Source organism: Ciceribacter thiooxidans (assembly GCF_014126615.1).
GTDB lineage: Bacteria > Pseudomonadota > Alphaproteobacteria > Rhizobiales > Rhizobiaceae > Allorhizobium > Allorhizobium thiooxidans.
In genome coordinates this window covers 309,700-336,030 of the sequence record NZ_CP059897.1, presented here as the reverse complement: position 1 = coordinate 336,030, position 26,331 = coordinate 309,700, and the positions used below count along the sequence as shown (strand labels likewise).

Below are 26,331 nucleotides of genomic sequence, written 5' to 3'. Positions count from 1 at the left end.
GCTGCCTCCGAAATTGTACCCGATACAATGTTCCCGTTGACCCGGAGATCAGTCCTGACTTGAACTGCCGATCTCAGTCGGGAGACATTCATGCGCGTTCCCATGTTTCAGGTCGATGCGTTCACCAACCGCCGGTTTGCGGGGAATCCGGCGGCTGTCATGCTGCTCGACGACTTCCTCGAGGACGCGGCGCTGCAGGCGATCGCTGCCGAAAACAATCTCGCGGAGACCGCCTTTCTCGTGCCGTACGGCGACGATTACCGTCTGCGCTGGTTTACGCCGACCGTGGAGGTGCCGTTGTGCGGGCACGCCACCCTCGCGAGCGCCGCTGTCGTAATGGAGCGCTTGTCGCCCCAAAGGCGGCGCGTCGTCTTTCATTCAACCAGTGGGGCACTGACCGTCGATCGCCGGTCCGACGTCTACGTGATGAATTTTCCGGCCCGTCCGACCGAGCCTGTAGAGCCGCCTCCGGGACTGACCGAAGCGCTCGGAGCGCGGCCGGTCGAGGCCGTGACGGACCACTTCAATTACCTCGTGCTACTCGAGACTGCCGGGCAGGTGCGGCGTCTCGCCCCCGATATGGCAGCCATCAACCGGCTCGACCGTACGGGCGTGATTGTTACAGCCCCGGGCGATGACGGCTACGACTTTGTCAGCCGCTACTTCGCGCCCGCCAAGGGGATTCCCGAAGATCCGGTTACCGGCGGGGCGCATTGCGCGCTGACGCCCTACTGGGCAGAGCGTCTGGGCAAGACGGACTTTCGGGCCTTTCAGGCGTCCAGGCGCGGCGGCGAAATCGGCTGCCGCCTTCTCGGCGAGAGGGTCGAGCTCGCGGGCGGCTGCGTCTTCTATCACAAAGGGCAAGCAGAGGTCTGATGCCACATCTCGATGACCGCACCTGACCCCTAACGTTCGCGAAGTTCTCTGGAGCAATGCGGAAATGGGCCCTGCTGACTCGGGCCGAGGTGTGGCGGACATCAGAGCAAACCGTATGACATTATGGCGCCGCTGCAGGGGCGATCGGATCACTTCTGCGCCGATACGTCGCCGGAGAGACGCCGAACGCTCGCTTGAACGCCTTGCTGAACGAGGAGGCGGTGTCGTATCCGCAGCGCTCCGCCACCTGATCGAGTGTCACGGCGGTTTCCTTCAACCAACGGGCGGCGATCTGCATTCGCCAGTCCGTAAGGTATTCGATGGGTGACATGCCGATCCGGGAGGCGAATCTCTCGGCGAGAACGGTCTTGGAAATGCCGGCGCGCCCGCACAGTTCGGCAATGGACCACCGATGCCACGGCTCGCGGTGAATGAGTTCCAGAACCGTGGCGATCCGGCGATCCTTCATCGCCGCGAACACGCCGTCGCGCACCAGGTCTGCCTCGATGCAATGTCGGACCAACAGAATGAAGAAGCCGTCACAGAGGCGCTCGATCACCGCCTCGCCGCCGAAACGGGCATGCTCGGACTCGGCGATAACCAGTTCGATCAGGCTTGAAAGGCTGTCGCCGGCATCCTTCTTCCGGATGACGATTTCGGCGGGCAGGGCATGCCACAGCGGCGACTGCGGCGCAGTGAGCTCGATCTCGCCGCAGATGAAGCCCGTCTCGCCTGCCGCCCAAGTGCTCAGATTGCCGGTCGTATCGCCCAGCGGCACATGGTCGGGACTGTAGGACAGGTAGTGCTGCGCGGCATGGGGCAGGAATACCATCACGTCGCCCTCGACCAGTTCCAGCGGGCCGTCGAGTGCGGGGGAGTGGACCCATCCGTTCCCTTTGCCGACGAGGTGAAACCAGATCGACCGGTCCGAATTGTGGTCCATCGTCCATTGTCCGCACACGCCGCCGGCATAGGCAAGCTTTGCGCGCATGTTGAGGCCATTGGCCAAGGCTGTCAGTGCGTCCAACGTCATCTCCCGGACAGGCGGACATGAATTCCGGAATCCCTCACATGGGGTCCTGTGCTCGCCATCGCTACAGTCTCCGGGCGATCACGGGGTGCGTTTGCCACAGCGCTCTTCCGAGGTTTCGCAAATAAAACCTGTGTTGACAATGGAGACTGGACGATGGCCGAGATAGCACGATTGACACTTGAAGGCGTGGACGCCGATGCCGCCGAACCCACTGTGAAGGTCCTGCTCGACGGGACCCGGAAGTCCCTCGGCTTTGTGCCGAACATGTATGCCAACATGGCCAACTCGTCCGGCCTGCTGGACACCTACATGGTCGGTTACAAGCATTTTCGGGCGGAGAGTCATCTCGCTCCCGCCGAGCAGGAGGTCGTGCTCCTGACCATCAGCCATGAAAATCGCTGCCAGTATTGTATGGCCGCGCACAGCATGGTCGGCGAGAAGATGTCCAACGTACCGGCGGCGGTACTCAGCGCGCTGCGCGCCGGAAACATCCTGCCCGATGCCCGGTTGCAGGCGCTTTCGGTGTTCACGCGACTGATGGTGAAGGGCCGCGGGAATCCGTCGCCCGGGGAGCTTCAGGCCTTTCTTGCTGCCGGCTTCAGCGAACGCCACGTCCTGGAAATCATTCTTGCGATTGCGGTGAAGACCATCAGCAACTACGCCAACCATCTCTTCCATACCGAATTGGATGCGGTTTTCTCCGGCTACCGCTGGGATGCCTGACGGCGGTTCGAGAACATGGCGCGGGCGGCCTTTTGCCGCCCCGCTGCCCGCCAACACGGCTTATTTCCTCTGGGCTCTCAATACGGATATCCGATCATGACGTCGAAATGGAGAAGGATCTGGGCCTCCCTTACGGGCCTGCCGCTCTGGGTCAGGCTGTGGCTTGTCGTTCTGGCCCTGACGAATATGTCGTCGCTGGCGCTTCTTGACACGGACAGCGGCCGCTGGACAGCGGTGGCATTCGCGGCTGTGGGCGTGTTCAACATGCCCATGGTCTATATTCAGGGCGGGCTGACGCGGTTGCTGTCGGTTCCGCACGTCATCTGGATTCCTCTGCTCATCCATCTCATCGGCAAGCTGCTGGCCGATCACGCCATCGCGCCGGGAAGCAGCGAGTACATTCTTGCTGTGTCGGTCGTCGTGGTGAACGGGATCTCCCTCCTGTTCGATGCGCTCGAGAGTTGGCGCTGGCTGGCGGGACGCCGGGAGATCCTGGGGTTACACAAGGCCGGACGCGACACTGTCCGATAGGCTACAACAGGAGCCGTCTTCCACCGGCAGACGCCGCGTCGGCCTCGTCATGGGTGACCATCAGAACCGGAAGCCTCTGCTCTTTTCCATGTGCAAAGACGAACGCACGAACGTCATCCCTGAGGCCATTGTCCAACTTCGAAAAAGGTTCATCGAGAAGCAGGGCATCGGGCCGGGCCAGCAAGGTGCGCATCAACGCCACACGCGCACGCTGTCCTCCGGACAGCGTCGCCGGATCCCGGTCTGCGAAACCATCAAGGCCGGCGCTTTCGAGGGCGCACTCGACGCATCTCCTGCGTTCCTTACGTCCCCCTACGTCCGCAGAAAGGCCAAAGGCAAGGTTGTCGCCAACCGAGAGATGCGGAAACAAGAGATCGTCCTGAAACAGAATGCCGATCTTGCGCTTCTCTGCCGGCGTGTCGGTGATATCTCTTCCCCCGATGCGCACCGTGCCGCTCGCGCTGAAACCTCGGTCCAGATGTCCGCCGATGAAGGAGAGCAGCGTTGATTTGCCGATGCCGCTCTTGCCCATGATGGTGACGATCTCACCGGGAGCGACGGTCAGGCTGAGGTCCGAGATCAACGATGACGTCGCGCCGGGTGCGGCTATCGAAATCTCTTCGAGTACGAGCTGGTTCATACTGTCACTCCGTTGAGTTCGCGGCGGTCGGCGTAGACCATTCCGGGAAGAGCGAAGGCGACGCCGTAGACGAGCAAGGGGACCAGGGCCTGAAGGGCTGCATAGACACCTATGATCCTGCGATCCCCGCCGGACGAGAGCGTTACCGCCTCGGTTGTGAGCGTGGCAATGCGCCCGGCTCCCAGAAAAAGCGTCGGCAGATATTGGGCGGCGCTCACGGCAAAGCCGATGGCTGTGGCGGCCAGCAGTGGACGCAGGAGAAGTGGGAGCTTCAGGCGGAACAAGGTTCTGAGCGGCGACGCGCCGAGCGCTGCCGCTGTTCGTACATAGCGGCGGTCCAGTGCTCGCCATGGATCGCTGAGCGCCAGCATCACGTAGGGAAAGACAAAAAGCGTGTGGCCCCAGAGAACCGTGGTCGGGGAGCCATCTATCCCTGCGCGCAGGAAAGTGACTTGGAGCCCGTAGAGGAAGCCGATCTGCGGCAGAAGAAGAGGCAGATAGAGTATGACCGGCGCACCAGGCAGAAGCCTGCGTCCACTCCGGTCCTCGCCTTCGAGCCAGAGGATTGCCAGGAGGAGCGAAAGCAGGGTCGAACCGAACCCGAGGCCTGCGGTGTTGGCGAGTGCGTGGAGCCAGCCGCTGGCTGATCGCACCCAGATGGACGTCGTGAAGGATGAGGGCAAGGCGTCCGGAAAGGACCACCGCCAGGTGAAAGACCACACGATCAGCGAGAGGATGGCCGCAAAGCCGGCCGCCAGAAGCGCCAGGACGCAGACGGTTGCGAACCGGATCAGCGGCTCGCTTTCGAGGCCACGACCGCCGCGCCGGATCACCGCCCGACCCGCGGCGGCGACCAGCTTTTCGCCGAGCCACCAGCCCGATATTCCCGCCACGACGACGGCGATCTGAAGGATCGAGGCCGCGGCCGCCGGCAACAGCAAATCGACATCCGCCGACATGAACCACCGCATGGCCGCGACGGAGAGAACCGGCGGATTTGACGGCCCCAAGATGATCGCCATGTCGACGACGGAGAGGGCAAAGGCAAGCACGGCGTAAACCGGCAGCCGGATCTGGCGGTAGACTTGGGGGAAGATGATCTTGATCCAGATGACGCCGTGGCCGTAGCCGAGCGCGCGTCCCGCGGCCAGTTGCTGTCGGGCGGAGATCTGGTTGAGTGCGGCAATGATCACGAGGAGCAGGAACGGCACCTCCTTGACCACGAGGCCGAAGACCAGCGACAGGCCCGCCGCATCGTGAACCGTCGTAATGGCGGGAGGTGCTCCCCACGTCGTCGCCCAGGGACTGAAGAGCCGTGCCAGCCAGCCCGACGGCGCGATCAGGAATGCGGCCCCGATCGCCATCGCCGCATGGGGAACCGCCAGCAGGGGGGAGAGCATGCGCTCGGCTCGCCGCGCGCCGACGCGTCCATGGACGGAGGCGCAAAAGGCCACGGCAAGTCCGAGCGACAGCAGTGTCGACAGAAGTCCGGTGAACACCGTCAGGCGAAGGCTGGTCCACACGCCTGGCAAGGCGGCAAGTGCAGTCCAGGCATTCAGGCTAAACGTGTCGGCGCCGATGGCCGGAAGGATCCCGAATGCCGGGAGCAGCGTCTCCCAGAAACCAAGGGCAATGGGAGCGACGAAGCCGCCACAAAGAATGGCGACTCCACAGAACTGCAACCAGATGCCGGTGCGACCGCTCATTTCGTGTAGCGCTTTGTCCATTCCTCCGAAAGCCGGGTCATCCAGGAGGCATGGGGCTCGAGCAAGGTTTCTCCGAGTTCTGCGTTGCCGGGCAGGGCAGGGGATTTCGGCAGAGAGGCAAAGAGCGCCTTCTGTTGTTCGTCGAGCCTGTTCTGATCCAGAACAGAGAAGCTGCCGAGGACGGAAATATCCTGCGCATGGGCCTGGGTTTCGGGCTCGAGCAGGAAGTTCGCGACGACCTCGGCTCCTTCCTTGTGTGCGGCATTGAAGGGGATTGCGACGAAACCGATATTGCCGATGGTGCCGCCCTCGAGCGAATAGGTCCGGATCGTGTCGGGCAGTTGACCCTCGGCGATTGCCGCAGCGGCGCTGGCCGGATCGAAGGACATCGACATGTCGATCTCTCCATCGTTCAGCAATTGTTGTTGGGCGGAACCATTGGCGGGAAAGGTCTTTCCGCCCTGCCAGAGGTTCGGACGCAACGCGTCATACCACGCCCAGAGCGGCGCGGATACCGTGTCGAAGCTGGCATCGGTCACGGGGTTCTGCAAAACGCTGCGGTCAGGTGTGAGTTCGATCAGGGCCTGTTTGAGAAATGTGGCACCCATGAAGTTGCTGACATCCGGGTGGGTAAAACGTCCCGGATTCGCCTTTGCCCATTCGAGCAGCGCCTTCATCGACTTCGGGGGCGCCTGGACCCGCGCGGAATCATAATTGAAGACGAACTTGGCGAGCCGCCAAGGGGATTCGTAACCCTCCACCGGCACCGTGAAATCCACCGATGCCGCGGAGCTTGTGCTTAGGTCGAGGAACCGCGCATTGGGCAGCCCCGCCACGAAGGGGCCGTGCAGAAGCTCTTTCTCTTTCATCGACAGAAAGTTGGGACCGTTTATCCAGATCAGGTCGACGGAACCGCCTTGCGCCTTGCCTGCAGCCTTCTCCGCAATAACGCGGGTTACGGCTTCCGCCGTATCAGTCAGCTTGACCTGTTGAACGGTCACGCCATAGCGCGCCTTGACCTGTTCGCCCGCCCAGGAGATGAAGGCGTTGGTTCGTTCGTCGCCAGCCCACGCGTTCCAATAGACGGTTTGTCCGCGCGCCTTGGCGAGTGTATCGTCCCAGCCGCTGTCGGCGAGGGCGCTTCCTGCCGAGATCAACAGCGCTGCGGTCACCAGAAGAACGTTTTTCATGCAGTCTCCCATGGAAAAGATAGGCCTATGCGCGTTGGTCGCCGGAGCGGCTAAGTTCTTACATTCGCATCGATGTCTTTTTGCGCGAAGGCGACCCATCCCTGACGCCAGCGGGTCACCGCGGTCGTCAGGCAGATCGCGGCGTAGGAAAACGCGATGAGCGGAAAATGATCTGGCCAGAGGCACATCGCGACGAACACGGCAATCGTCTCCGCCCCCTCTGCAAGACCGCCCAGATAATAGATCCCCTTTTGCGGGTAGTCCGCGGCCGTCAATCCACGCTTCGCGGCGATGACGGCAAATGCGAGGAAGCTCGACGCCGTTCCCATGAACGAGGTAACCAGGATTGCCGCGGGCAGGGCATTCGCGGCCGGATCGGCGATCGCGAAGCCTATTGGCACCGCGGCATAGAAGAAGAAGTCGAAGGCAATGTCGATGAACGCGCCCCGGTCGGTCGGCCCGGCCGCCCGGGCAACCGCTCCGTCAAGGCCATCGAACAGTCGATTGAGCAGGATGGCGAGAAGTGCCCAAGGGTACAAATCGAGAGCGAGGAGTGGAACTGCCGATAAGCCGATCGCGAAGCCCGTCAGAGTTATGAGATCCGCTCGAACCCCATAGCTCACCAACTGGTTCGCGACGGGCTGCAGGATTCGCTTTTGCAAAGGCAGGATGTGGCGATCAATCATGCCCGCTCTCCACGCATGTACCGGTGGAAGCCTTCCAGAAACGACTGCACCCTGGGTGAGACATGCGCTCGTCGCCATTCGCCTGCGACATGTTTGTTGGCCTCGGCCAGCGTCGGGTAGGTATGGATCGTGGACAGGATCTTGTTGAGGCCGAGCCCGTGCTTCATCGCCAGCACGAACTCGGCGAGAAGATCGCCGGCATGTTCGCCGACGATGGTCACCCCGAGCACAGTGTCCTTGCCGGGAACCGTCAGCACCTTGACGAAGCCGCGCGCCGTTCCATCGGCGATCGCCCGATCGAGGTCATCGATACCGTAACGTGTCACCTCGAAAGGAATGCCCTGTTCGCGGGCTTCCTGCTCGTTCAGACCAACGCGCGCCACTTCCGGATCGATGAAGGTCGTCCATGGAATGACCCGGTAGTCGGCCTTGAATTTCCTGAACGTCCCAAACAGCGCGTTGACCGCGGCAAACCAGGCCTGGTGTCCTGCGGTATGCGTGAACTGATAGGGTCCTGCGACATCGCCGGCGGCCAGGATGTTGGGGTAGATCGTTTCGAGATAGGCATTTGTCTCGACGGTGCGCCCGACCGGTATTCCCAGTTCCTCCAGGCCGAAGCCTTTCAGGCGCGGCGATCTGCCGACCGCGCAGATCAGTTCATCGAATGCGATCCGCTGCCGCACGCCATCCTTCTCGACGATGATTGCCTTTTCGCCGCCATGGACTTCGCAGGAAAGCGCCTTGTGCCCCGTGAGAACATGAACGCCGTCGGCCTGCAGCGCCTCGCGTGCATAGTCCGATACGTCGCTGTCCTCGCGGACGAGCAATCTCGGCGCCATTTCGATTTGTGTCACGCTGGACCCGAGCCGGGCGAAGCTCTGGGCGAGCTCGCAGCCGATCGGGCCTCCGCCCAGGACCACCAGGCGTTTGGGCGGGGCGTCCAGACCGGAAAATCGTTTCCACAAGGTATCGGAGGTCAGGTAGCTGACGTCGTCGATTCCCGGGAGCGGCGGGACGAACGGACTGGCGCCGGTTGCGATGATGATGGCGCGTGTCGTGAGCGCCCGGATATTTCCGTCCGGTAGCGTGATTTCGACGGTCCACGGATCCTTGATACGCGCGTGACCTTGCAGCACCTCGACGCCGAGCCCTTCATACCGCTCGACGCTGTCGTGGGGTGCGACTTCCGCGATGACATCGTGAATTCGCTGCATGACGCGCCGGAAGGAAAAGGCCGGTTCGGCGGCGAGCAGACCATATCGATCGGCGTTGCGCATCTGATGGGCGAGCTTGGCGCTCCTGATCAGGGCTTTGCTCGGCACGCAGCCGTAGTTCAGGCAGTCGCCGCCCATCTTGTGGGCTTCGACGAGCGTGACCTTGGCCTTGACGGCCGCGGCGATATAGGCGCTGACGAGGCCCGCGGCGCCGGCGCCGATGACGACCAGATTGCGATCGAAGCTCACCGGTCTACGCCACCGGCGATAGACCTTGCGCTGCTTCCAGAAGGCGAGCGTCCGCCTGGCGATCCAGGGAAAGATGCCGATCAGGGCGAACGAGGCGAGGATGCGCGGCGACAGGACATCACCAGCATCGTCGAGTTGCGCCAGTTGCGTCCCCGCGTTCACATACACGGCGGTCGCCGGCAGCATGCCCAGTTGGCTGACCCAGTAGAAGGTCCGGGCACGAACCGGGGTGAGGCCCATGACCAGGTTCATGACGAAGAAGGGGAACACCGGAATGAGGCGCAGCGTGAACAGGTAGAATGCGCCGTCCTTTTCGAGGCCATCGTTGAACCGTGCAAGACGGGAACCGTATCGTCGCTGCACGGCGTCGTGGAGAAGGAGCCTCGACACAAGAAAGGCGAGGAGTGCGCCGAGACTCGAGGCAAAAGAGACGATCAGCAGACCGCCCCAGAAGCCGAAAAGCGCACCGCCGGCCAAGGTCATCAACGCGCCGGCGGGGATCGAAAACGCCGCAATGGCGACATAAGTACCGAAGTACAGAAGGGCCGAGGTCGGCGGCCTGTCTTCGACGGCCGCGGTGAGGAAGGCCAGATTCGCCTTCAGCTCGGGCAAGGAGGGAATTCGCTCGCTGCCGTATATGTAGAAGATGACCGTGACCATTCCGATGAGAGCGAGAGCAATTGCGCGTTTCAAGTTCCACCCCGGAGAAAGAGCTTTCATGCCCTTTCGTCGTGAAACTTTGCCAAATCTTACAGCCGGCCGAACTCAGTCTGGCTTTTTCGGGCTTTCGTCCTGCCGCGCTCCGGAGCAATAAAGGCGGGACATTTGCCGCAGGTCGCGAACCTGAGACGTGAAATTGCGACAGCCGGAGCACATCGCAATGTGTGCCTTCAGCTTGAGACGCTCCATCATCGTCAGTTTTCGGTCCATCGCCTGCGAGGCGAGCCCGGTTGCCTTCCGACAGTTCAGCATTCAGCGGCTTCCTTTGCGAACCAGTGGTTTTCGAGGCAGCCGCGCAGGCGGAGCCTCGCCCTGTGAAGCAGGACGTTGAGGTTCGAGATCGTGATGTCGGCTTCGGCGCATATTTCCGTCGTCGCCATGTCGAGGAATTCGCGCATCATGAAGACCCGCCCCTGTTGCGCGGGCAGGTGATTGAGGCAGGCGTCGAATACGCGCCAGAATTCCTTGCCGAGCAGGTCGTCTTCCGGGTTTCCCCAATCCGTCGGCCGGTTCTCCGGTCGCCACACGCCTCGGCGATCAAAGAGTTCCGTTGTCTCTTCGTCGTCGGATTCGGCGTCCAGGATCGGCTGGATTTCGGCGCGTCGTTGACGTTGCCGGATCATGTCGACGATCTTGTTCTTCAGGATCGCGAAAACCCAGGTTCGTAGGGCGGAGCGACCGCCGAAGGACGTGGCATTGCGCAGAGCGCCGGTGAGTGCCTCCTGAACGGCATCTTCCGCGGCGATCGGATCCGAAAGCTGCAGGGTCGCGAACTTCAGCATCTGGGCCCGAAGATCCGTGAGAAACGCAGGGTCGTTGAGAGTAACGGCAGCCAAATTCATTATTCCCCCATGCGCTTCATCTCGATAAGCACTGCGCTGTACGTTGCTACACAATACGGCACGGCGTAGTTCAAGACTATGTGCGGCCAGGATGGGGCATCTCCGGACAATACGGCTCCTCCCTGGTTGATGAGATTGAGGACCGTGCCGACAAAAAGGGAGATCCGGAGCGCACTCGCCACGATGGAACGCTGCAGGGCCACGGCAAAGAATTCCTGCATCCTCGAGACCCTGTCTCGTTCACCTCGGTGAAAACGCTTGATGAAATTGCGGTCGATACGGTCTTTCCAGAGCCGCGCCCATCGCCCGGCAGCCCCCAGGTCTCCCCAGGAGACGATCGCCTTGTCCGGTCCTGAGACAATAAGATAGAGCGACCGTCTTCTGGGCCTGTAGGGTCTAAGCGGGAGGCTCCTGGTCGCGGCGATCAGGTTGTGCGCCAATATCGGTCCCGCCCGCACTGCATGCACACCGGACCTGGTCGTGGCGCCGTCCAGACGGGTCGACACGTCTCCTGCCGCAAAGACATTCGGATGCGACAGGCTTCTGTGGAAGCTGTCGACGGCGACAAAGCCGTCGTCGCTGAGAGCAAGCCGCGACTGGGCCAGAAACGCCGAGGGACGAGCTCCGGTCGCGGCGATCACCAAATCCGCCTTGACGAGTTCTCCGCCCGGTAGGAGGACGCCGTCCTCGACCCCTGCGGCGCGCTCGCGCAGGACCCGGATCCCGGCGGCATCGAGCGCCGACTGCATGCGTCGCCGGACCACGGGATTGTGGCCGGAAAGCAATCCGGAATTGCCCGCGACCAAGGTGACCGAGCATTTCCCATCGGCCGCCGACAGAGCTGACTTCACGGCGATCGACAATTCGGCCCCGGCCGCTCCGCCTCCAACGACGACGATGCTCGGACACGGGCGCGCCGTGAGCGGATTGACGACCTCCTGCCACAGGGCAAAGAACTGCTCGACCGGCTTGACGGTCAGCAGGCGTTCCGACAGGCTCGCCAGCCATTCGACATTGGTTTCACTGCCGGTATCGAGCGACAGCAGATCGTATTCGAGATGCCGGCCATCCTGCAGACACAGAAGGTTGCGGTCGGCATTCATGGCGACGACACGGCCGAGAACCAGGTTTGCACCGGCCCGGGATGCCAGAGGATGGAGGTCCACACGGCAATCGTCTTCGCCGTAGCGACCCATGATCCAGCCGGGAAGCATGCCCGAATAGTATTGCCACCGAGACGGCGTCACCAGCGTAACGTCGAGCGTGGCGTCGCGCCGCTCCGCCAGGGCCTCTAGCACGATCAGATGGGCGTGGCCGCCGCCGACAAGAACCAAACGCATGGCGGTCAGACAAAATGCTTTACAAGGAGCGTCCGCGCCTTGCTGCTTCGTGCGGCGTCGGAGAGATCATCTTTCGACACGTAGAGGAATGTCCTGCCGCCACCAAGGAAGGGCGAACCAGCGCCCTGATCCGTGCCGGCAACGGTTCCCGCGATGCCGAGGCCCTGAAGCAGGCGTTCTATCTCCGGCCTGATCTGCGCATAGGGCCGGAGCGCTGCAAACAGGATCGGCAGGGACGGATTTGCCTGCCTGACAATCTTGAGAACGTCCGCTGCGCCAGCGGTGATCGATGATGAAACGGCGAGCGAAATGACTGCCCCGACACTGGCGCGCGCATGGCTGGCAAGATCACTAACGTTGTCGGGCCGCTGGACCGAATACCCGCCCTGTTCCAGCCAGGGCTTCATTTCGCTGACAATGAAGGGGTGGGGCCTCGCCAGCAATACCTGTCTGCTCATGACCTAATTCTCTCCCAAGATGGTCGTTGCATCTGACAGGTTTGTCGTGAGAGGTCGGCGTTTCTTACACGCCGATCAGGAAAACATGTGGCGGAGCTTCTTGCTTGCCGCGGTGTGAAGGGGGTCGGTGGCGCATTCGGCTGTTCGATGCCCCTCGCATAGGCACGGTTCACAGTCTTGCCGCCTGTCTCACGCTGCGGAGATAGTCCGGGATCGCGACGCAGCGACAGATCGTAAAATGGCTCGGCTCTCCCATGACCTTTGCTGGCTTGCGGCCATTCTGAATACTGGCTCGACAAGCGAGCACCCTGGAGACGAGGGCGACCGGCCGCTATGTCGGTGATCAATAGGTTACGGTGACGACGATGGTATCCGTATAGGTACCAGGTGCCGGCGTGCTCTGGGCGGGCACTCGGCCGTAGACGCTGACGTTTTCCGTAAGACCGGTCCCCGTACCCGTCACGAGATCACCCCCGAACTGCCCCAGGGCTGCGACCGCGCCGCATCCTTGTAGAGGCCATAAGTGACGTATGCGCCGGAAAGTGTCATCCGGCGTGCCGTCGGTCCGGTGCCGGTCAGGCCGTTGTCGAGCGAAATCGTGTAGGCGGTGCCGGTGGTACAGGTTGCCGCGACATTGCCGCTGGCGTCCACTGCCGTGTCGAGGACACCCTGGCTTCCGAAGTCAATGTCCTCAGCGCTGACCAGACAGTTCGGGTTGACCATCGCCTGCGCCGTAAAGCTCGGCCTTGTCGTGTTGCCGGTCACGGTCGAGCAATCGGGCGGACTGCCGATGATGAGATAGGTGGCGTAGTTGAAGCTGACTTCGGCGCCGGAAAACGTGGAGGTGTAGGTGCCGGTCGGAGCCGTCTGCTGGTTCGCCAGCACGCGTCCATAGATGGTCCTGGTCAGCTCGACGGTACCGAGGAGCTGAGTGAAATCGATCGCGACGGGCGAGCCGAGGCTCGGCATCTCCCGCGAACCCCAGGGGGTGGTTCGGGCGGCGTCGCTGTAGAGATTGTAGTCGAGCTGATCGAGTGCGGTGTTCAGCATATGACGCGTGCCGGATGTCGAACCGCCTGATCCGGCATTGATGTTCAGGCAGACCCGGACGTTTGTCAGAATGCCGCTGAAGCAGCTTGCTGTGACCGTACCGCTGGAATCGGCGGCCGCTCCCGACAGGGAATCGACACTCCCGAAGTTCACGTCGGAGACGGAGAACGAGCAGGTCTGCGCCAGGGCCGGGAAGGACGCCGTCGAGAGCAGGCATGCGAGAACCGGAGCACGTAGCGACATCCCGAACCTCATTGGGTTGCCCGACAGACGACGTCGGGAATGGTGACCTGCTCCCCGGCCCTGGGGCGGAAGCCGAATTCGGCGATACAGTGACCGCCCTGCGGCCGTTCGAGCGTGACGCGATTTCGAGCCTTCAGATGCGTCAGGAAGGCCTGCCCGTCATAGCCGACGAAGAATTCCTCGCCGCTGTCCTCGACACGGCCCGTGGAGCCGATCTCGACATAGGAGCCGCCTTCATCGCGTAGCGTGACGAGGGCTGCGGCCGCCTGGGTCTCGACGTTGAAACGGATTACGGTCCCGCTGCGGTCTGCCGGGACCGTCGTGCTTTTCGTCTCGGCGACCACAGCGTCGACCGGCAGATTGGTGGGATCGATCGTCACACGGTTCGGCTCGTAGGAGCGCAGATTCGGCAACAGAAGCTTTCCCCGGCCGTTGCTTCGCCCGGCCGGCCTGTTCTCGTAGAGGACATCGACACCCGGAGCGCCCGTATCGACGACGGCAAACGCGTCGTCGATCCTGTTGGAGAGGAAAACGTCGCCACCTGCGAAGACGACGGCTCCTTCGACCTGCCCTGTTGCCTGCATGTGTTCGCCGTGCTGGCTGGCCCCCGCTTCGAGACGGGCGGTCTCCGTGCGATAGGTGACGGTGGCGGAGCGGTGCGTCCGCGTTCCTTCCGAATTGCGCAGGCGCCAGCCGATACTGCCGCTCTCGGTGCCGGCGGACTTTGCGATGTCGGCTGTGAAGGCGGTCTCGTCCGAACCCGAGGAGACACTCGTCGTGCCGTAGATGTCCTTGCCGAGTTGCACCGACAGGCCGGCGAACAGGCCGAAGGAACCGCGATCCGCAAGATCGGTGAAGCCGCTCGCGAAGAACGAGACGCGATTGTTGATCTGCCGGCTGTAGGAGAAGCCGACCAGCTTCGAGCGGTCTCCGTCGACGGTTTCCACATTGGTGAAGCTCAGATTGAGCGTCGAGGGGTCGAAGCTCAGGGGAAAGGAGAGAGCGATCTGGTCGAGTGCGCGGGGCGGCGAGGATCGAAATCTCTCCTCCGGCGTCGCCGGATCGAAGGTGATCGCGGCGATGTCGTCGTAGTCGCCGAACGTGTGCTGGCTGCGGGCGTAGAGACGCCAGTCTCCGAATTCCATCTCGACGCTTCCGGCGAGCTGGAAGCCTGCCCTGTCCCGATAGCTGCTGGCGGACCCGGCAAGCGAGGCGACGCCGTAGGAGCCCAGCCCGAACGCAGCGCCGCCGCCGCCGTTCAGGAGCCCTCCGCCACCCTCTGCGTGGGCCTCGACCGTCAGCCAGTCGTCGACGCCGTAGCGCAACGTGCCCGACCCCACGAGATCGCTGCTGTAGTCATTGGATTCCGTTCCGTAGAAACGCCGCGCATAGCCGGACTCCAGCGAGTAGTCCGCCAGCCCCGTTGCGAGCAGGTTGGAGGACGCAAAGAACGGCGTGTCGGACGTCGTCTCTCGCCCGAGCGCATCGCGTACCACGACACGTGCCATGCCGGCGCCGGTGACGACCGGCAGATTGATGATTTCGAAGGGCCCTTCCGGAACGGTTTCGCTGAGGCGGCGTGCGTTGTCGATGTAGACGTCGACCGTCGAGGGGACGGCGGCCGATCCCGAGAGTTGCGGCAGCGGCATCGTCACGAGGTCCGGCCGCAGCCCGAAATTGCGCTTTACCTGGACACCGCCCATGCGGATCGGACGCGTCCAGCCGAGTCCGCCGGTGATGAGATCGCCGACCTGATAGGTCATCATCGTGTCGGGGTCCGAATAGGACCAGCTCGTTTCCAGGCGCGTGGAATCGTAGCGATCGTCCGTCGAGGTGCTCAGCAGCTGCGAGCTCGACAACACCCCGTAAGGGCTGAAGACGCGCCCCTCGAACCAGCCGGAAAGGCCCTGGAAATCCCAGATCTTCCCGGCATCCCCTCCGCCGGTATTGCCGTAGATTGTGTAGTTGATGAGTCCTCCGAAGCTGCTGTCCGCCTTCTCCTCCCCCGGGTCGCTTCTCGTGAGCTTGTGGGCGTCGATGACGCGTGCGGATATGCTGTCGAACTGGACATCGAAATAGATGGCCTGCAATGTCGCATCATAGCGGTGGGCGACTCCAGGCAGTTTCGAGATGTCGACGAGGCCGTCAGCACGGAGGGCTTCAGCTGCCGGGATGATCCCGACATTGCGAAGCTGGTCGGGGGCGATCGCGAGTGCTCCATTGCCGTCGCGCGTGAATGCCGCGATCAGCCTGGTCGACCGCCCGTTGATGAAGACCTCCAGCTGCAGGTCGAGGGGTGCCGCAAGCGACGTATCCGCGTCGACACCGGCACCGGCCGGTGGCAGCTGCTGGGCACGCGCCCGGGAGGCGCTGGGGTCGACAGCGAGTGAAACAGACAGCGAGAACAGAATGCTAGCCGCCCCGCATGCGCGCTTGCGCATTCAGGCGTCCTCCTTCGCTGTCGGCGCTGATCGTCACGGTTCCCCCGGAGGGGGCGCCTTTTGCCGGCACGAACCAGGCGACCGAGGACTTTCCGAGCACGTAACCGACGAGCCCCCCGCGGCGGGCGAGCGTTCTTCCCTTGTTACTCAGGACGAGGTTGGAGACCCGCAGGCGCTGAGTTCCATCGTTGCGAACCGTCACGACATAGCCTCCACGCCCCCGCTCGATTGTCCACGATGTGGCTGGAGAGGAGTCGGGCGGCGTGAAGAAGACCGGAATGGAGTGCCGCACGACGAGATTCACCACGCCCGCCTGCCGTCTCGATGGCTCGGGAAGCTCGTCGACGATAAGACGGTAGCTTTCCTCCTTACCGATCGCTCTCTTGGATGTGCGGACGACGCGGATCAGGTTCTCGCCTCCCGGATTGAGGGCGATGATCGGCGGGCTCGCGGCGACGTCGTTCGTCGGCGTATAGACGTCCTCCCCGTTCCTCTGGTCCCAGCGGAAAACCCGGACCTGCACGTGGATTGCACGCGGTGCGTCGTTCCAGATGCGGATGGTCGAGGCGGCCTGCGGGACCTTCATGTCGAGGATGACCGGCGCGACCCGTAACGAGGCCGCGTGCGACGACGGACCGAAGAGAACGAAAGCTGTCAGGCATACGATGAGCGAGATGATCGGCTGCATAATTCCTCCCAACACGATCAAGGGCAATGGGTCCGAGGGCTCGGCACCGTGTCCCGACATCACGCGTTGATATCGCGCGTGGTTTCAGTAGGTCACGGTCACCGTAATCGTGTCCGAGTAGGTACCCGCCGCCGGCGTCGACTGGGCAGGCACCTGGCCGTAAACGGTGTAGACCTGCGACGCACCTGTTCCGGTGCCGGAGACGGTATCCGTTCCGATCGTCTGACCCCAAACGGTGGTGTGGGCGACATCCGAGTAGAGAGAATATGTGACGGTTGCAGATCCAGGCCCGGTCATCCTGCGCGAAGCCACGGTCGCCCCGATACCGAGGCCCTCGTTCAGGCCGACATTGTAGGTCGTCCCGTTCGTGCACTGGACAGTGATTTCACTGGTCCCGGTCGTGGCAGACGACAGAACGCCAGATGCGCCGAAGTTGAGCGTAGTGGTGGAGTTGATCAGGCATTCGGCGGTGATCTGGATTCGCACAGTAAAGATGTCGGTCGCAGTTTGCGCTTGGGCGGGGCCCGCAAGCAGCGGCACGCCGGCGAGAAGCGCAAAGGCAGTCAAGAAGCTGAGACGCATCTGACCTCCGAATCGATTTCGGTAATATGCATTTATCATCATACGCTCATATGCTTGGTCTGACTACGCGAGTTGTCTGAAGGTGCTCCCGCCGGAACCTGCGAGCTTTGCAGGCACCGGCGGGCTTCTTCTGTTTCGGAGACGAGCGACATGGGTGGTCACACCTTCTATTGCACCGGTGGCAGCAGTCGGAGCAGCGGCGGGATCGTCTCGCGGGGCTTCGGAGCCGTCTGGCCCGGAACCGGCTCTACGGACCGGAGGAGCGGTACGCAGCGCTGGCGTCTGGCATCCCACCGCGTGTTGCGCGGGCAGACGCAGGCCTGCTGCTTCGCGCTCCAAGTCCGTCCGCCCGTGCAGGCCGGGGGTTTGGTGGTCGGCGGCACGACGATGTCGCCGGGCCGTCCGCAGGTCAAACTACCGACGCGCCTGATCTGCCAACCCTGCCGGGAGAGAGATGCGGCACGGTCCGGGTCGATCTGCTTCCAGCCGCGCGGGCAGCTTTCGGTCGTCGCTTGCGGGCGGGCACAATAGAGCACCTGGTCGCCACTGCGGCGCACGACCACTTCGAAGCCGTCGGGTATCCGGCTGCGACTCGGATAGGCCTTGTAACCGGTCGGGCAGACGAGTTGCGGCGGGCGGGCACAGTAGAGGACTTGCCCGCCGCTACGGCGTGCGACCACCTCCCAGCCCTTCGGTATCCGGTTCTGGCTCTGGAAGGCCTGATAGCCCGACGGACAGCTGACCGGTTGCGGGCGGGCGCAGAAGAGTACCTGACCGCCACGTTCCCGACGCACTACCTCGGAGTTCGGCGGAATCTGGTCCTTGTCGCGATAGGCGGTGTAGCCGGAGGGACATGTGAGCGGGGGAGGAGCGACACCGCACAGGATCGTGCGTCCGCCGCGGCTGACGGATGTGATCCTCCAGCCCTGGGCGCGCAGGGCGTCGGCGCGGGCGGGGTCCACCGGCGTCTGGCCTGCCTTGCAGACCGGCGGCGGCACGACGGGTTCACGAACGACAACTGTCGCGCAGGCGTTGTCGTTTGCCGCGTTGGCATCGCCCTCGCCCCAGGAGGTGAAGAGCCGCCGGACGAGTGCCGTGTCGATCACGCCGCTTGCAGGCAGTCCGGCGCTTCGCTGGAAATCGGCGATCGCCTTGCGCGTCCTGCTGCCGGCCTGCCCGTCGACGTCCCCTGCGGCAAGCCCGAGCTGGTTCAACGCCTGCTGGACCGCCATGACGAGTGCCGCATCATTCCATTCGAGACGGGCACAATTGCGTGCCGATCCGGAACCGGTGCGGACCGGCTCGAGTGCCAGGGCGAGCGTGCGCGACTCTCCCGGCCGGAGCGTCGTGCGGGGATAACTGCAGAGGAATGTTCCGCGGCTTTCGCGGCACGTCCAGGGGGAGGGTTCGAAGCCGGCGAGCCTTGCGCTTCCGGGCGTAAAGACGTCGCTGACCCTGAGCGGCCCGACATAGGTTGTGCGGCTGGTATTGGTGACGGTGATCAGGAAGTCGCACGGCGAGCCGGCGACACAGGTGTCGCGACCGGCCGACTTGGTGACCGCGAGATCCGCAGCCGCGACATTTGCCGGCGGTGGAGACGTCTGCGTCGCCGGAGGCGGGGTCGTCGGCTCCTGCGGCTGCAGGATGGTGATCACGCTGGTGTGACGGTCATTCTCCGGCTTGCGGTCCTTCACCTGCGTGTCGGGCCACAGCATCTCCTTGCGATGCACGATGCGCCGGTCAGGGAAACCGGCCGGGATGTCGAGGACCATGTGGATTTCGGCTGCGGCACCCGGCTTCAGGACCATCTCCCTGCTATCACATTGATAACGTCCGGTTCCCGTCACCCGGCAGGTGAGACCGGAGGTCCGGCTCTCGATGCTGCTGATCGTGACGCCGGGATCGAGCGTGCCGCGCAAGCCGGCGGCACCCTTGAACAGCTTTCCGCCGCGGTTCTCGATCCTGACGTCGATCGGGCAGGCGGTTCCGAGCTCGCAGGTCGTGGCGCCCCAGGGCGCGAGATCGGCGGCAAGCACCGGCACGGTGGCGCAGGCGGGTCCGTCATTGGCGGCATTGTCGTCGCCGGTATAGGTCGACCCAATGTACCAGTCCGGCGGTGGCGCGTCCCAGTTCATCGCGGCACAGTTCTCGACCACATCGCCGGCAACGGGATCTGGCAGGCGAACATGCAAAGATGTCTCCTGCACCAGGCCGGGCGGCAGCACGGCGCCGCCCGTCACGCAGGTCACGCTGCCCGGAATTGCGGTATTACAGGTGAAGACACCACCGGCGACCCCCTCCAGCGTCGAGCCGGCGGGCATTTCGTCGGTAAAGGTCATCAGCCCGGCAAAGGGCACAGGACCATTGTTGGTGACACGGACAGTGAAATCGCAGGCGCCGCCCTCGTAGCATTCGGCGGGGCCGGTCTTGGCAATTTCCAGATCGAAGCCTTCGCCGATGAATGTAGGCACGCAGGTCGCGTCGCTCTTCTCGGCTGCGCCGTCCGCCGGATTGTCGCCCGGAGGCATGCCGGGTGCCGCCCAGTCGAATGCGATGCAGTTGAACATCGGGTCGGCCGGCGCCGGATCGGGGATCGCGACCGTGAGCGTCAGATTGCGGCTGTCGCCCGGATGGAGCGTGTGCGGGCCACCGTTGAGGGTACAAGTGATCGGAGGTCCCGCGACGCAGGCCCATTCGGGATTGGCCGCGACGAAGGTGACACCGGCTTCGGGCGTGTCTTCCACGACCACCTGGCCGGTATAATCGTCCGGTCCGCTATTGGCGACCGTCATCTGATAGGTGCAGTTGCCGCCAGCGTCGCAATGGGCCGGTCCCTGTTTGGCGACGGCAAGGTCGAAGAAGCCTGCACTGTCGATCACATTGACGGTCACGCAGGCGAGGTCCGGATGCATGTCGGCGGCGCCGTCGTTCGCGGTCATGGCGCCCCAGTTGATCTCGGCACAGTTCTCGATCGTGCCGCCGGCAATCCCATCCGGCAGTTTCATCCGGACGAAGATGTGAACGACACCGGCGACGGGAAGTGTCATGTCGGGTGTCTGGCAGAGGATGTCGTTGCCGCTCGGAGCGCAGGTGACCGTGCCGGGGTCAAAGCCGGCGGCGACGTATGTCGCCCCGGCCGGCAACGGATCGCGGACGGCGATCACGCCGTCGAATGCCGCGGGGCCATGATTGACGACCTGGACGAGGAAGGTGCAGTCGGCATTCTCGACGCAGTTGACCGGCCCTTCCTTGGTGATGCCGAGGTCGAAGCCGTCGGTCACCGGTGTGTCGACGCAGTCTTCGTCATTGCCGTCCCCGGGTCCGTCATCGGTGCCCATCTCGAACCAGTCGATGGCCGCGCAATTCTCGATCGTCGGACCGGGAATGTCGGCCGGCAGCAGCAGGTTGACCTCGATCGCCGCGGTGGCACCGGGCGCGAGCAGCGCAAAGGCATTGGTGACACAGGAGAAGGATCCTCCGCCCGGTACGCAGTTCCAGCCGGGTGATGTGGAGGCGAGGGTCGCCCCCGCGGGCATCATGTCGGTGATCGCCAGCGGGCCGACATAGGCGATCGCCCCGACGTTGCGGATCGTCACCGTATAGGTGCATTCGACCCCTTCCTGGCATTCGGCAGGCCCGGTCTTGCGGATCGCCAGATCGGTCTCGATCGGCCAGGGCGGCGGCGGGAACCAGCCATCCTCGGGTGGCGGCGCAGGCAGCCAGCCTTCCGGCGGCAGGCCTTCCGGCCATGCGGAGGTGATCTCTTCCTCGGTGACTGCGGCAGACGACGCACGCCCCGCGTTCACGGCCTCACCTGCGCCCGGCAGTGGCTGGAAGACTGCGATGTCGCCCACTTTGGTCGCGTCGTTACGCTGCAGGTCCGCGGCAATGAGATTGCCGGCGGCGTCGGTGTTGACGTCTGCATCGACCATGAAGGAGGCATCCGGGCCTTGCGGCGGTGAGGCGGGACCCGGCGATGGATAGGGCTGGAAGGCGGTGACCGGCTCGAAAGCCTCATAGGGCTGGGAGGAGCGGCCCTCGACGCCGGTCACCTGAGAGGAGTCGGTGTGTTCGCCGACGCTGCCGTCCAGACAGAGTCCACGCGGCGAGCAAAGGCCGTCTCCGCTCATCCAGACGAAGCCGTCCGCCTCGGCCTGGTCTGTCTGCCAGTTCGCGCCGTAGCCGGGTCCGAAGGACACGCCGCCGGCGGCATTCGCACGTATATAGGGCGGACCGTCTTCACCGCGGTCGTAATAGCCGACGTCGTAGCGCCCGGCTCCGCGCCAGGTGCCCGCCGCCGTCAACTCGTAGCGCAGGACGCGCGCCTCGTGGGGATAGGCGAAGGCGTTGTCGGCGGCGAGACCCAGATTGCGCATCCCGCCACGTTCGGCGACAAGCATAACGGTCTGGTCGCCAGACGTCGGGAAAGCGATGTCGGCAACCGGATGGCTGCGACCGGCCCGGGCGATGGCCTCGGGAGAGCGGAAGAAATCGGGCAGGAAGAACTCGCGGCGCACGCTTCCACCATCGAAGCTGCCATCTGTAGCGACGCCGACCGACCAGATGGCATTGCGTCGATCTTCGTCGTCGGCTGTCGCGTAGTCTGCATTGCCGAAGCCCTGGCTGCCCCACACTGCATAGTAGAGCCGTGCGGAGCCGCTCTCCGGCTCGATGCGGACGCCTAGACCCCATATCCGGCGACGGAAATCGGCAAGGTTCCAGCAGGACGGCGTGCGGGAGAAATCGCCGCTCGAACAGTCGGTAACATGAGCTGAGGTCGTCGGGTCGAAGGAGACCTCGGGCAACGAACGGAATTCGCCCGTTGTTACGTCGAGGAAGCCCGTCCGCCCGGAAATGCCATGGTCGAACGTGCCGAGATCGGCACCGTCAGTGAGCCGCAGCCGGTGGATCATGCCCGTCTCGAGATCGGAAACGTAAAACTGACGATTTTGCGGATCGAAGGCGATGTTGCCGAGGGCTGCTGCGGAGTTCGCGCGCCCGTTGAGGGTGATCTCGGCAAAAACCTGCGGCCGATAGCCGTTGGCGGCATCGAGTTTCCAGACGGTGCCGGGGCCACCGTTGGCGCCCCACATGCCCGCCATCCAGCCGGAGTTGTCGGTATTGCGATGGAGGCCGAAAGCGGCCGTGGCGGTCAGATAGATGTTCGGCGGCGTGGCGTCATCGAGGGCCACGCCGAAGACCTGCCCGACGTCGTCGGCGGTGGCGGCCACGCGCTGGGCTTCGTTGAACCAGTGTGCCCCGATCGGGGCGCCGCCCGGCTGTCGCAGGTCGAGGATGCTGGCCGCGGGCCCGTTCGTGTCGATGATCCGTCGGCCGGCGTCATCGACGGTTCCGGAGAAGTGTGTGACGATTGCCTCGCCCGGCTGTAGAGCTTCCTGTGCGGCGGCTCCGGAGGCAGCGAGCCCGGCCGAACCGATCGCGAGCGCCGCGATCAGCGAAAGCGTACGTCGCCATCGCGAGACGAGGGATGAGTGGGAGGACACGCATGCGTCGGAGACTGGAGGCCCAAGCCTGTCCGCAAGACATGAGCCATCATTTGCACTGAGTGCTTTCTTCGGTGCCATCTGCCATTCCTCCCTCTGGCACAGCGCATGCGTCAGTCATACGGCTCGCTCGTGCTGTCTGTCCGGGCAGGAGAGCGTCTCCGCTGGCGCTTTTCGCTTTCGCAATCGCTAAAATATACAGCGCGGTTGCTCACAATGTTTTGATGCAAGTCAAACGGGAATGAGGGCTGGACCCGGAAGCTGCGTAGCCAGCCATGGCAAAAAAAAAGACGCGCGCGGCAGATCGGTCTGCGGCGCGCGTCTATGGTTTCGGATACGATCGTCCTGTCTTAAATCGCTTCGGCCGGCTGGGGTCTCGAGGGCGCGCCGCCGTTGGCTGCATCCTCGGTGCCGTGTGGCGCCTGCTGAAGGAAATCGGCATGGATCTCGTGGTGAATGAGAGGCCGATTACCGGTCAACCTGCGGACCAGCACGTAGAAGACGGGCGTCATGAAAATGCCGAAGAAGGTGACCCCGATCATGCCGGAGAAGACGGCGATCCCCATTGCGGCTCGCATCTCGGCACCGGCGCCCGTCGAGACGACGAGGGGCACGACGCCCATGATGAAGGCCATCGACGTCATCAGGATCGGGCGAAGCCGGAGCCGGCTCGCCTCGATCGCCGCCTGAACCGGCGTTCGGCCGTGCAGTTCAAGTTCGCGGGCGAATTCCACGATCAGGATTGCGTTCTTCGCTGACAGCCCGACGAGCACGACAAGACCGATCTGCGTGAAGATGTTGTTGTCTCCACCGGTGAGCCACACGCCCGTGAGGGCCGCAAGGATCCCCATCGGCACGATCATGATGATCGCGATCGGCAGGGTCAGGCTCTCGTACTGCGCCGCGAGAACCAGGAAGACGAGAAGCAGCGCGAGCGGGAACACGACCACGCTCGAATTGCCGGCGAGAATCTCCTGGTAGGTCAGGTCCGTCCATTCGAAATCGATGCCCTGCGGGACGGTCTCCCGGACGATCTTCTCGATTGCGGCCTGTGCCTGGCCCGAGGAGAAGCCCGGTGCCGGTCCGCCGTTGACGTCGGCTGCGAGGAAGCCGTTGTAGCGGGTCGTGCGCTCAGGGCCGGTCGTTTCGTCGACATTGAGCAATGCCGACAGCGGGATCATCTCACCCGATCGGGACCGGACCTTCAGCGCACCGATGTCGGCGGCCTCGGCACGGAAGTTTGCATCCGCCTGTACGCGGACGCTGTAGGTTCGCCCGAAGGCGTTGAAGTCGTTAACATAGAGAGAGCCGAGATAGATCTGCAGCGTCTCGAAGATGTCGGTGACGGCGACGCCAAGTTGCTCTGCTTTGGCGCGATCGACGTCCGCGTAGAGCTGGGGCACGTTGATCTGGAAGCTCGAGAAGATCCCCGCCAGTTCCGGTGTCTGGTACGCCTTGGCGAGGACTGCCTTGGCGGCTTCGTCCAGAGCCTGATATCCGTAACCCGCACGATCTTCGATCTGCAGCTTGAAGCCGCCGGTCTGGCCGAGCCCGTTCACGGGCGGGGGCGGGAACATGGCGATGAAAGCGTCCTGGATTCCGGCATATTTCTGGTTCAGGGCCATGGCGATTGCGCCGCCCGATAATTCGGGAGTCTTGCGTTTCTCGAAATCGTCGAGAACGGCAAAGACGATGCCGGCATTGGAGCCGATGGTGAAACCGTTGATCGAAAGGCCCGGGAAGGCGATCGCGTGTTCGACGCCCGGCTGTTCGAGAGCGATGTCACTCATCTTGCGGATCACCTGCTCCGTCCGGTCGAGGGTGGCGCCGTCGGGAAGCTGTGCGAAGCCGATCAGGTACTGCTTGTCCTGTGCCGGCACGAAGCCGCCGGGCACGGTGGTGAACATGCTGTAGGTCGCACCGACGAGGACGAGATACAAAGCCATGACGAGAGTCTTGCGCGACAGGAGCCCGCCCACCGAGCGGCCGTAACCGTTGGAGGCTGCCCCGAAGGCGCGGTTGAAGCCGCGGAAGATCCAGCCGAGGAGCCCGTCCATGATCCGCGTGAGCCGGTCCTTCGGCGCATTATGACCCTTCAGGAGAAGGGCCGAAAGTGCAGGCGACAAGGTCAGCGAGTTGATGGCGGAGATCACCGTCGAGATGGCGATGGTCAGCGCAAACTGTCGGTAGAACTGGCCCGACAGGCCGGTGATGAAGGCGAGCGGCACGAAGACTGCCACCAGCACCAATGCGATCGCGATGATCGGGCCTGACACTTCGCGCATGGCCCGGTACGTTGCCTCGCGGGGCGACAGCCCGTTTTCGATGTTTCGCTCGACATTCTCGACGACCACGATGGCGTCGTCGACGACGATACCGATCGCCAGCACCAGGCCGAAGAGCGTCAGAGCGTTGATCGAAAAACCGAAGGCATACATCACGGCGAAGGTGCCGATGATCGAGACAGGGACGGCAATCAGCGGAATGATCGATGCTCGCCAGGTCTGCAGGAAGAGGATCACCACCAGGACGACCAGTCCGACGGCTTCGAGAAGGGTCTCGATGACCTTCTCGATCGAGGCTCGCACGAATTTCGTGGTGTCGTAGACGATCTCATACCGCACGCCCTCGGGCATTGCGAGCTGCAACTGATCCATCGTTGCCCGTACGTTGTCCGCGATCTCGATGGCGTTGGAGCCAGGCGCCTGGAGGACCGCGATAGCGACGGCGGGTTTGCCGTCGAGAAGCGAACGCAAGGTGTAGTCGGCGGCGCCGAGCTCGATGCGGGCGACGTCACGTAGGCGCGTGATCTCACCATTCTCGCCGCTCTTGACGATGATGTTGCCGAATTCTTCTGGCGTCTGCAGGCGGCCGCGGGCGTTGACATTGAGCTGAAGACCGGTGCCCGGCACGCTCGGCGATGCGCCAATGATCCCTGCCGCCGCCTGTACGTTCTGGCCGCGGATCGCGTTGGTGATGTCGCTTGCTGCCAGCGAGTGCTCTGCGGCCTTCTGCGGGTCGACCCAAATGCGCATCGAATAGTCGCCCGCGCCGAAGACCTGGACCTGACCGGCGCCTTCGATCCGCGCCAGGCGGTCCTTCACGTTCAGCGTCGCATAATTGCGCAGATAGGTGATGTCGTAATTGTCGTCGTCGGACACGAGATTGACGACCATGATGAAGTCGGGCGAGCTCTTGGCCGTCGTCAGGCCGAGCGCGCGTACCTCTGCCGGCAGGCGTGGCTCGGCCTGGGCGACGCGGTTCTGGACGAGTTGCTGGGCCTTGTCCGGATCCGTTCCGAGTTTGAACGTGACTGTGACAGTCAGCACACCATCGGACGTCGCCTGGCTTGACATGTAGAGCATGTCTTCGACGCCGTTGATCTGTTCTTCAAGGGGCGTGGCCACAGTTTCGGCGATGACGGTCGGATTCGCGCCGGGATAGCTGGCCCGCACGATGATGGAGGGGGGCACGACTTCCGGATATTCGGAAATCGGAAGAGAGCGCACGCCGATCAGGCCTGCGACGAGGATAAGGATGGACAGGACGGCTGCAAAGACCGGCCGATCGACGAAGAAGCGGGATATATTCATGGCGGGATCTCCGGCATTGCGC

General features: G+C 63.4%; 20 protein-coding genes. 3 read left to right on the top strand and 17 right to left on the bottom strand.

All coding sequences use genetic code 11. The features are described 5' to 3' along the window. The first annotated feature begins 90 nt into the window (after nt 1–90). Nucleotides 91–876 (top strand): PhzF family phenazine biosynthesis protein, encoded by a 786-nt coding sequence (locus H4I97_RS19535; protein WP_182308511.1) that lies wholly within the window; start codon nt 91–93, stop codon nt 874–876. Between the two features lie 121 nt (nt 877–997). Here H4I97_RS19535 and H4I97_RS19530 read toward each other — a convergent pair whose 3' ends face one another. Continuing rightward, nucleotides 998–1,903, bottom strand: a complete 906-nt coding sequence (locus H4I97_RS19530; RefSeq protein WP_182308510.1) for an AraC family transcriptional regulator — start codon at nt 1,901–1,903, stop codon at nt 998–1,000. Between the two features lie 159 nt (nt 1,904–2,062). On the opposite strand from H4I97_RS19530, the gene H4I97_RS19525 reads away from it, so the two are divergent. Together H4I97_RS19525 and H4I97_RS19520 are read left to right on the top strand one after the other, a co-directional pair. Further along, a complete protein-coding gene (locus H4I97_RS19525; protein ID WP_182308509.1) occupies nt 2,063–2,632 on the top strand; it encodes a carboxymuconolactone decarboxylase family protein in 570 nt (189 codons plus the stop codon). Between the two features lie 96 nt (nt 2,633–2,728). Then, complete coding sequence (locus H4I97_RS19520) at nt 2,729–3,163, top strand: hypothetical protein (RefSeq protein ID WP_182308508.1); 435 nt, start codon at nt 2,729–2,731, stop codon at nt 3,161–3,163. A gap of 1 nt (nt 3,164) precedes the next feature. Here the strand turns inward: H4I97_RS19520 and H4I97_RS19515 are convergent, their stop codons facing one another. From H4I97_RS19515 to H4I97_RS19445, 16 genes are all read right to left on the bottom strand, one after another. Beyond that, entirely contained in the window at nt 3,165–3,803 is a 639-nt protein-coding gene (locus H4I97_RS19515; RefSeq protein ID WP_182308507.1) for an ATP-binding cassette domain-containing protein, read from the bottom strand. Next, the gene (locus H4I97_RS19510) at nt 3,800–5,509 is read right to left on the bottom strand and encodes an ABC transporter permease (RefSeq protein WP_182308998.1); all 1,710 of its coding nucleotides are present in this window, start codon (nt 5,507–5,509) and stop codon (nt 3,800–3,802) included. Before H4I97_RS19510 ends, H4I97_RS19515 begins: the two co-directional genes overlap by 4 nt. Next, nucleotides 5,506–6,711 carry an ABC transporter substrate-binding protein gene (locus H4I97_RS19505; protein WP_425306246.1) on the bottom strand — a complete coding sequence of 402 codons (1,206 nt, stop codon included), beginning with the start codon at nt 6,709–6,711 and terminating at the stop codon, nt 5,506–5,508. The genes H4I97_RS19510 and H4I97_RS19505 overlap by 4 nt, the downstream gene beginning before the upstream one ends. A gap of 38 nt (nt 6,712–6,749) precedes the next feature. Further along, nucleotides 6,750–7,385 (bottom strand): CDP-alcohol phosphatidyltransferase family protein, encoded by a 636-nt coding sequence (locus tag H4I97_RS19500; protein ID WP_182308506.1) that lies wholly within the window; start codon nt 7,383–7,385, stop codon nt 6,750–6,752. Further along, nucleotides 7,382–9,541: an FAD-dependent oxidoreductase gene (locus H4I97_RS19495; protein WP_244658874.1), complete on the bottom strand. Its 2,160-nt coding sequence runs from the start codon at nt 9,539–9,541 to the stop codon at nt 7,382–7,384. Before H4I97_RS19495 ends, H4I97_RS19500 begins: the two co-directional genes overlap by 4 nt. 72 nt (nt 9,542–9,613) lie before the next feature. Then, on the bottom strand, nt 9,614–9,820 hold the full coding sequence (locus H4I97_RS19490; RefSeq protein ID WP_182308505.1) for a zf-HC2 domain-containing protein: 207 nt from the start codon (nt 9,818–9,820) through the stop codon (nt 9,614–9,616). Continuing rightward, complete coding sequence (locus H4I97_RS19485) at nt 9,814–10,410, bottom strand: RNA polymerase factor sigma-70 (protein ID WP_182308504.1); 597 nt, start codon at nt 10,408–10,410, stop codon at nt 9,814–9,816. The genes H4I97_RS19490 and H4I97_RS19485 overlap by 7 nt, the downstream gene beginning before the upstream one ends. Further along, nucleotides 10,410–11,750, bottom strand: a complete 1,341-nt coding sequence (gene nrtS, locus H4I97_RS19480) for a nitrate/nitrite transporter NrtS (RefSeq protein ID WP_182308503.1) — start codon at nt 11,748–11,750, stop codon at nt 10,410–10,412. Before nrtS ends, H4I97_RS19485 begins: the two co-directional genes overlap by 1 nt. Nucleotides 11,751–11,755: 5 nt before the next feature. Further along, on the bottom strand, nt 11,756–12,208 hold the full coding sequence (locus H4I97_RS19475) for a hypothetical protein (protein WP_182308502.1): 453 nt from the start codon (nt 12,206–12,208) through the stop codon (nt 11,756–11,758). A 343-nt stretch (nt 12,209–12,551) separates the two neighbouring features. Next, nucleotides 12,552–12,671: a spore coat protein U domain-containing protein gene (locus H4I97_RS24810; RefSeq protein WP_280527698.1), complete on the bottom strand. Its 120-nt coding sequence runs from the start codon at nt 12,669–12,671 to the stop codon at nt 12,552–12,554. Further along, nucleotides 12,668–13,501: a Csu type fimbrial protein gene (locus tag H4I97_RS19470; protein ID WP_280527697.1), complete on the bottom strand. Its 834-nt coding sequence runs from the start codon at nt 13,499–13,501 to the stop codon at nt 12,668–12,670. Before H4I97_RS19470 ends, H4I97_RS24810 begins: the two co-directional genes overlap by 4 nt. A gap of 8 nt (nt 13,502–13,509) precedes the next feature. Then, nucleotides 13,510–15,942, bottom strand: coding sequence for a fimbria/pilus outer membrane usher protein (locus H4I97_RS19465; protein ID WP_182308501.1), 2,433 nt, complete (start codon nt 15,940–15,942; stop codon nt 13,510–13,512). Then, nucleotides 15,914–16,630 (bottom strand): fimbrial biogenesis chaperone, encoded by a 717-nt coding sequence (locus H4I97_RS19460; RefSeq protein ID WP_182308500.1) that lies wholly within the window; start codon nt 16,628–16,630, stop codon nt 15,914–15,916. Before H4I97_RS19460 ends, H4I97_RS19465 begins: the two co-directional genes overlap by 29 nt. 84 nt (nt 16,631–16,714) lie before the next feature. Then, the gene (locus H4I97_RS19455) at nt 16,715–17,212 is read right to left on the bottom strand and encodes a Csu type fimbrial protein (RefSeq protein ID WP_182308499.1); all 498 of its coding nucleotides are present in this window, start codon (nt 17,210–17,212) and stop codon (nt 16,715–16,717) included. Nucleotides 17,213–17,379: 167 nt separating this feature from the next. Continuing rightward, entirely contained in the window at nt 17,380–22,716 is a 5,337-nt protein-coding gene (locus H4I97_RS19450; protein ID WP_182308498.1) for a peptidoglycan-binding protein, read from the bottom strand. Between the two features lie 350 nt (nt 22,717–23,066). After that, complete coding sequence (locus H4I97_RS19445; RefSeq protein WP_182308497.1) at nt 23,067–26,309, bottom strand: efflux RND transporter permease subunit; 3,243 nt, start codon at nt 26,307–26,309, stop codon at nt 23,067–23,069. Between the last annotated feature and the right edge of the window lie 22 nt (nt 26,310–26,331).

Bases quoted from the DNA above. Each gene is read 5' to 3' on its own strand.
- H4I97_RS19455 (WP_182308499.1), bottom strand. From the start codon at position 17,212: ATGCGTCTCAGCTTCTTGACTGCCTTTGCGCTTCTCGCCGGCGTGCCG.
- H4I97_RS19520 (WP_182308508.1), top strand. From the start codon at position 2,729: ATGACGTCGAAATGGAGAAGGATCTGGGCCTCCCTTACGGGCCTGCCG.
- H4I97_RS19515 (WP_182308507.1), bottom strand. From the start codon at position 3,803: ATGAACCAGCTCGTACTCGAAGAGATTTCGATAGCCGCACCCGGCGCG.
- H4I97_RS19445 (WP_182308497.1), bottom strand. From the start codon at position 26,309: ATGAATATATCCCGCTTCTTCGTCGATCGGCCGGTCTTTGCAGCCGTC.
- nrtS (WP_182308503.1), bottom strand. From the start codon at position 11,750: ATGCGTTTGGTTCTTGTCGGCGGCGGCCACGCCCATCTGATCGTGCTA.
- H4I97_RS19505 (WP_425306246.1), bottom strand. From the start codon at position 6,711: ATGGGAGACTGCATGAAAAACGTTCTTCTGGTGACCGCAGCGCTGTTG.
- H4I97_RS19500 (WP_182308506.1), bottom strand. From the start codon at position 7,385: ATGATTGATCGCCACATCCTGCCTTTGCAAAAGCGAATCCTGCAGCCC.
- H4I97_RS19535 (WP_182308511.1), top strand. From the start codon at position 91: ATGCGCGTTCCCATGTTTCAGGTCGATGCGTTCACCAACCGCCGGTTT.
- H4I97_RS19490 (WP_182308505.1), bottom strand. From the start codon at position 9,820: ATGCTGAACTGTCGGAAGGCAACCGGGCTCGCCTCGCAGGCGATGGAC.
- H4I97_RS19525 (WP_182308509.1), top strand. From the start codon at position 2,063: ATGGCCGAGATAGCACGATTGACACTTGAAGGCGTGGACGCCGATGCC.
- H4I97_RS19460 (WP_182308500.1), bottom strand. From the start codon at position 16,630: ATGCAGCCGATCATCTCGCTCATCGTATGCCTGACAGCTTTCGTTCTC.
- H4I97_RS19510 (WP_182308998.1), bottom strand. From the start codon at position 5,509: ATGAGCGGTCGCACCGGCATCTGGTTGCAGTTCTGTGGAGTCGCCATT.
- H4I97_RS19475 (WP_182308502.1), bottom strand. From the start codon at position 12,208: ATGAGCAGACAGGTATTGCTGGCGAGGCCCCACCCCTTCATTGTCAGC.
- H4I97_RS19485 (WP_182308504.1), bottom strand. From the start codon at position 10,410: ATGAATTTGGCTGCCGTTACTCTCAACGACCCTGCGTTTCTCACGGAT.
- H4I97_RS19470 (WP_280527697.1), bottom strand. From the start codon at position 13,501: ATGTCGCTACGTGCTCCGGTTCTCGCATGCCTGCTCTCGACGGCGTCC.
- H4I97_RS19465 (WP_182308501.1), bottom strand. From the start codon at position 15,942: ATGCGCAAGCGCGCATGCGGGGCGGCTAGCATTCTGTTCTCGCTGTCT.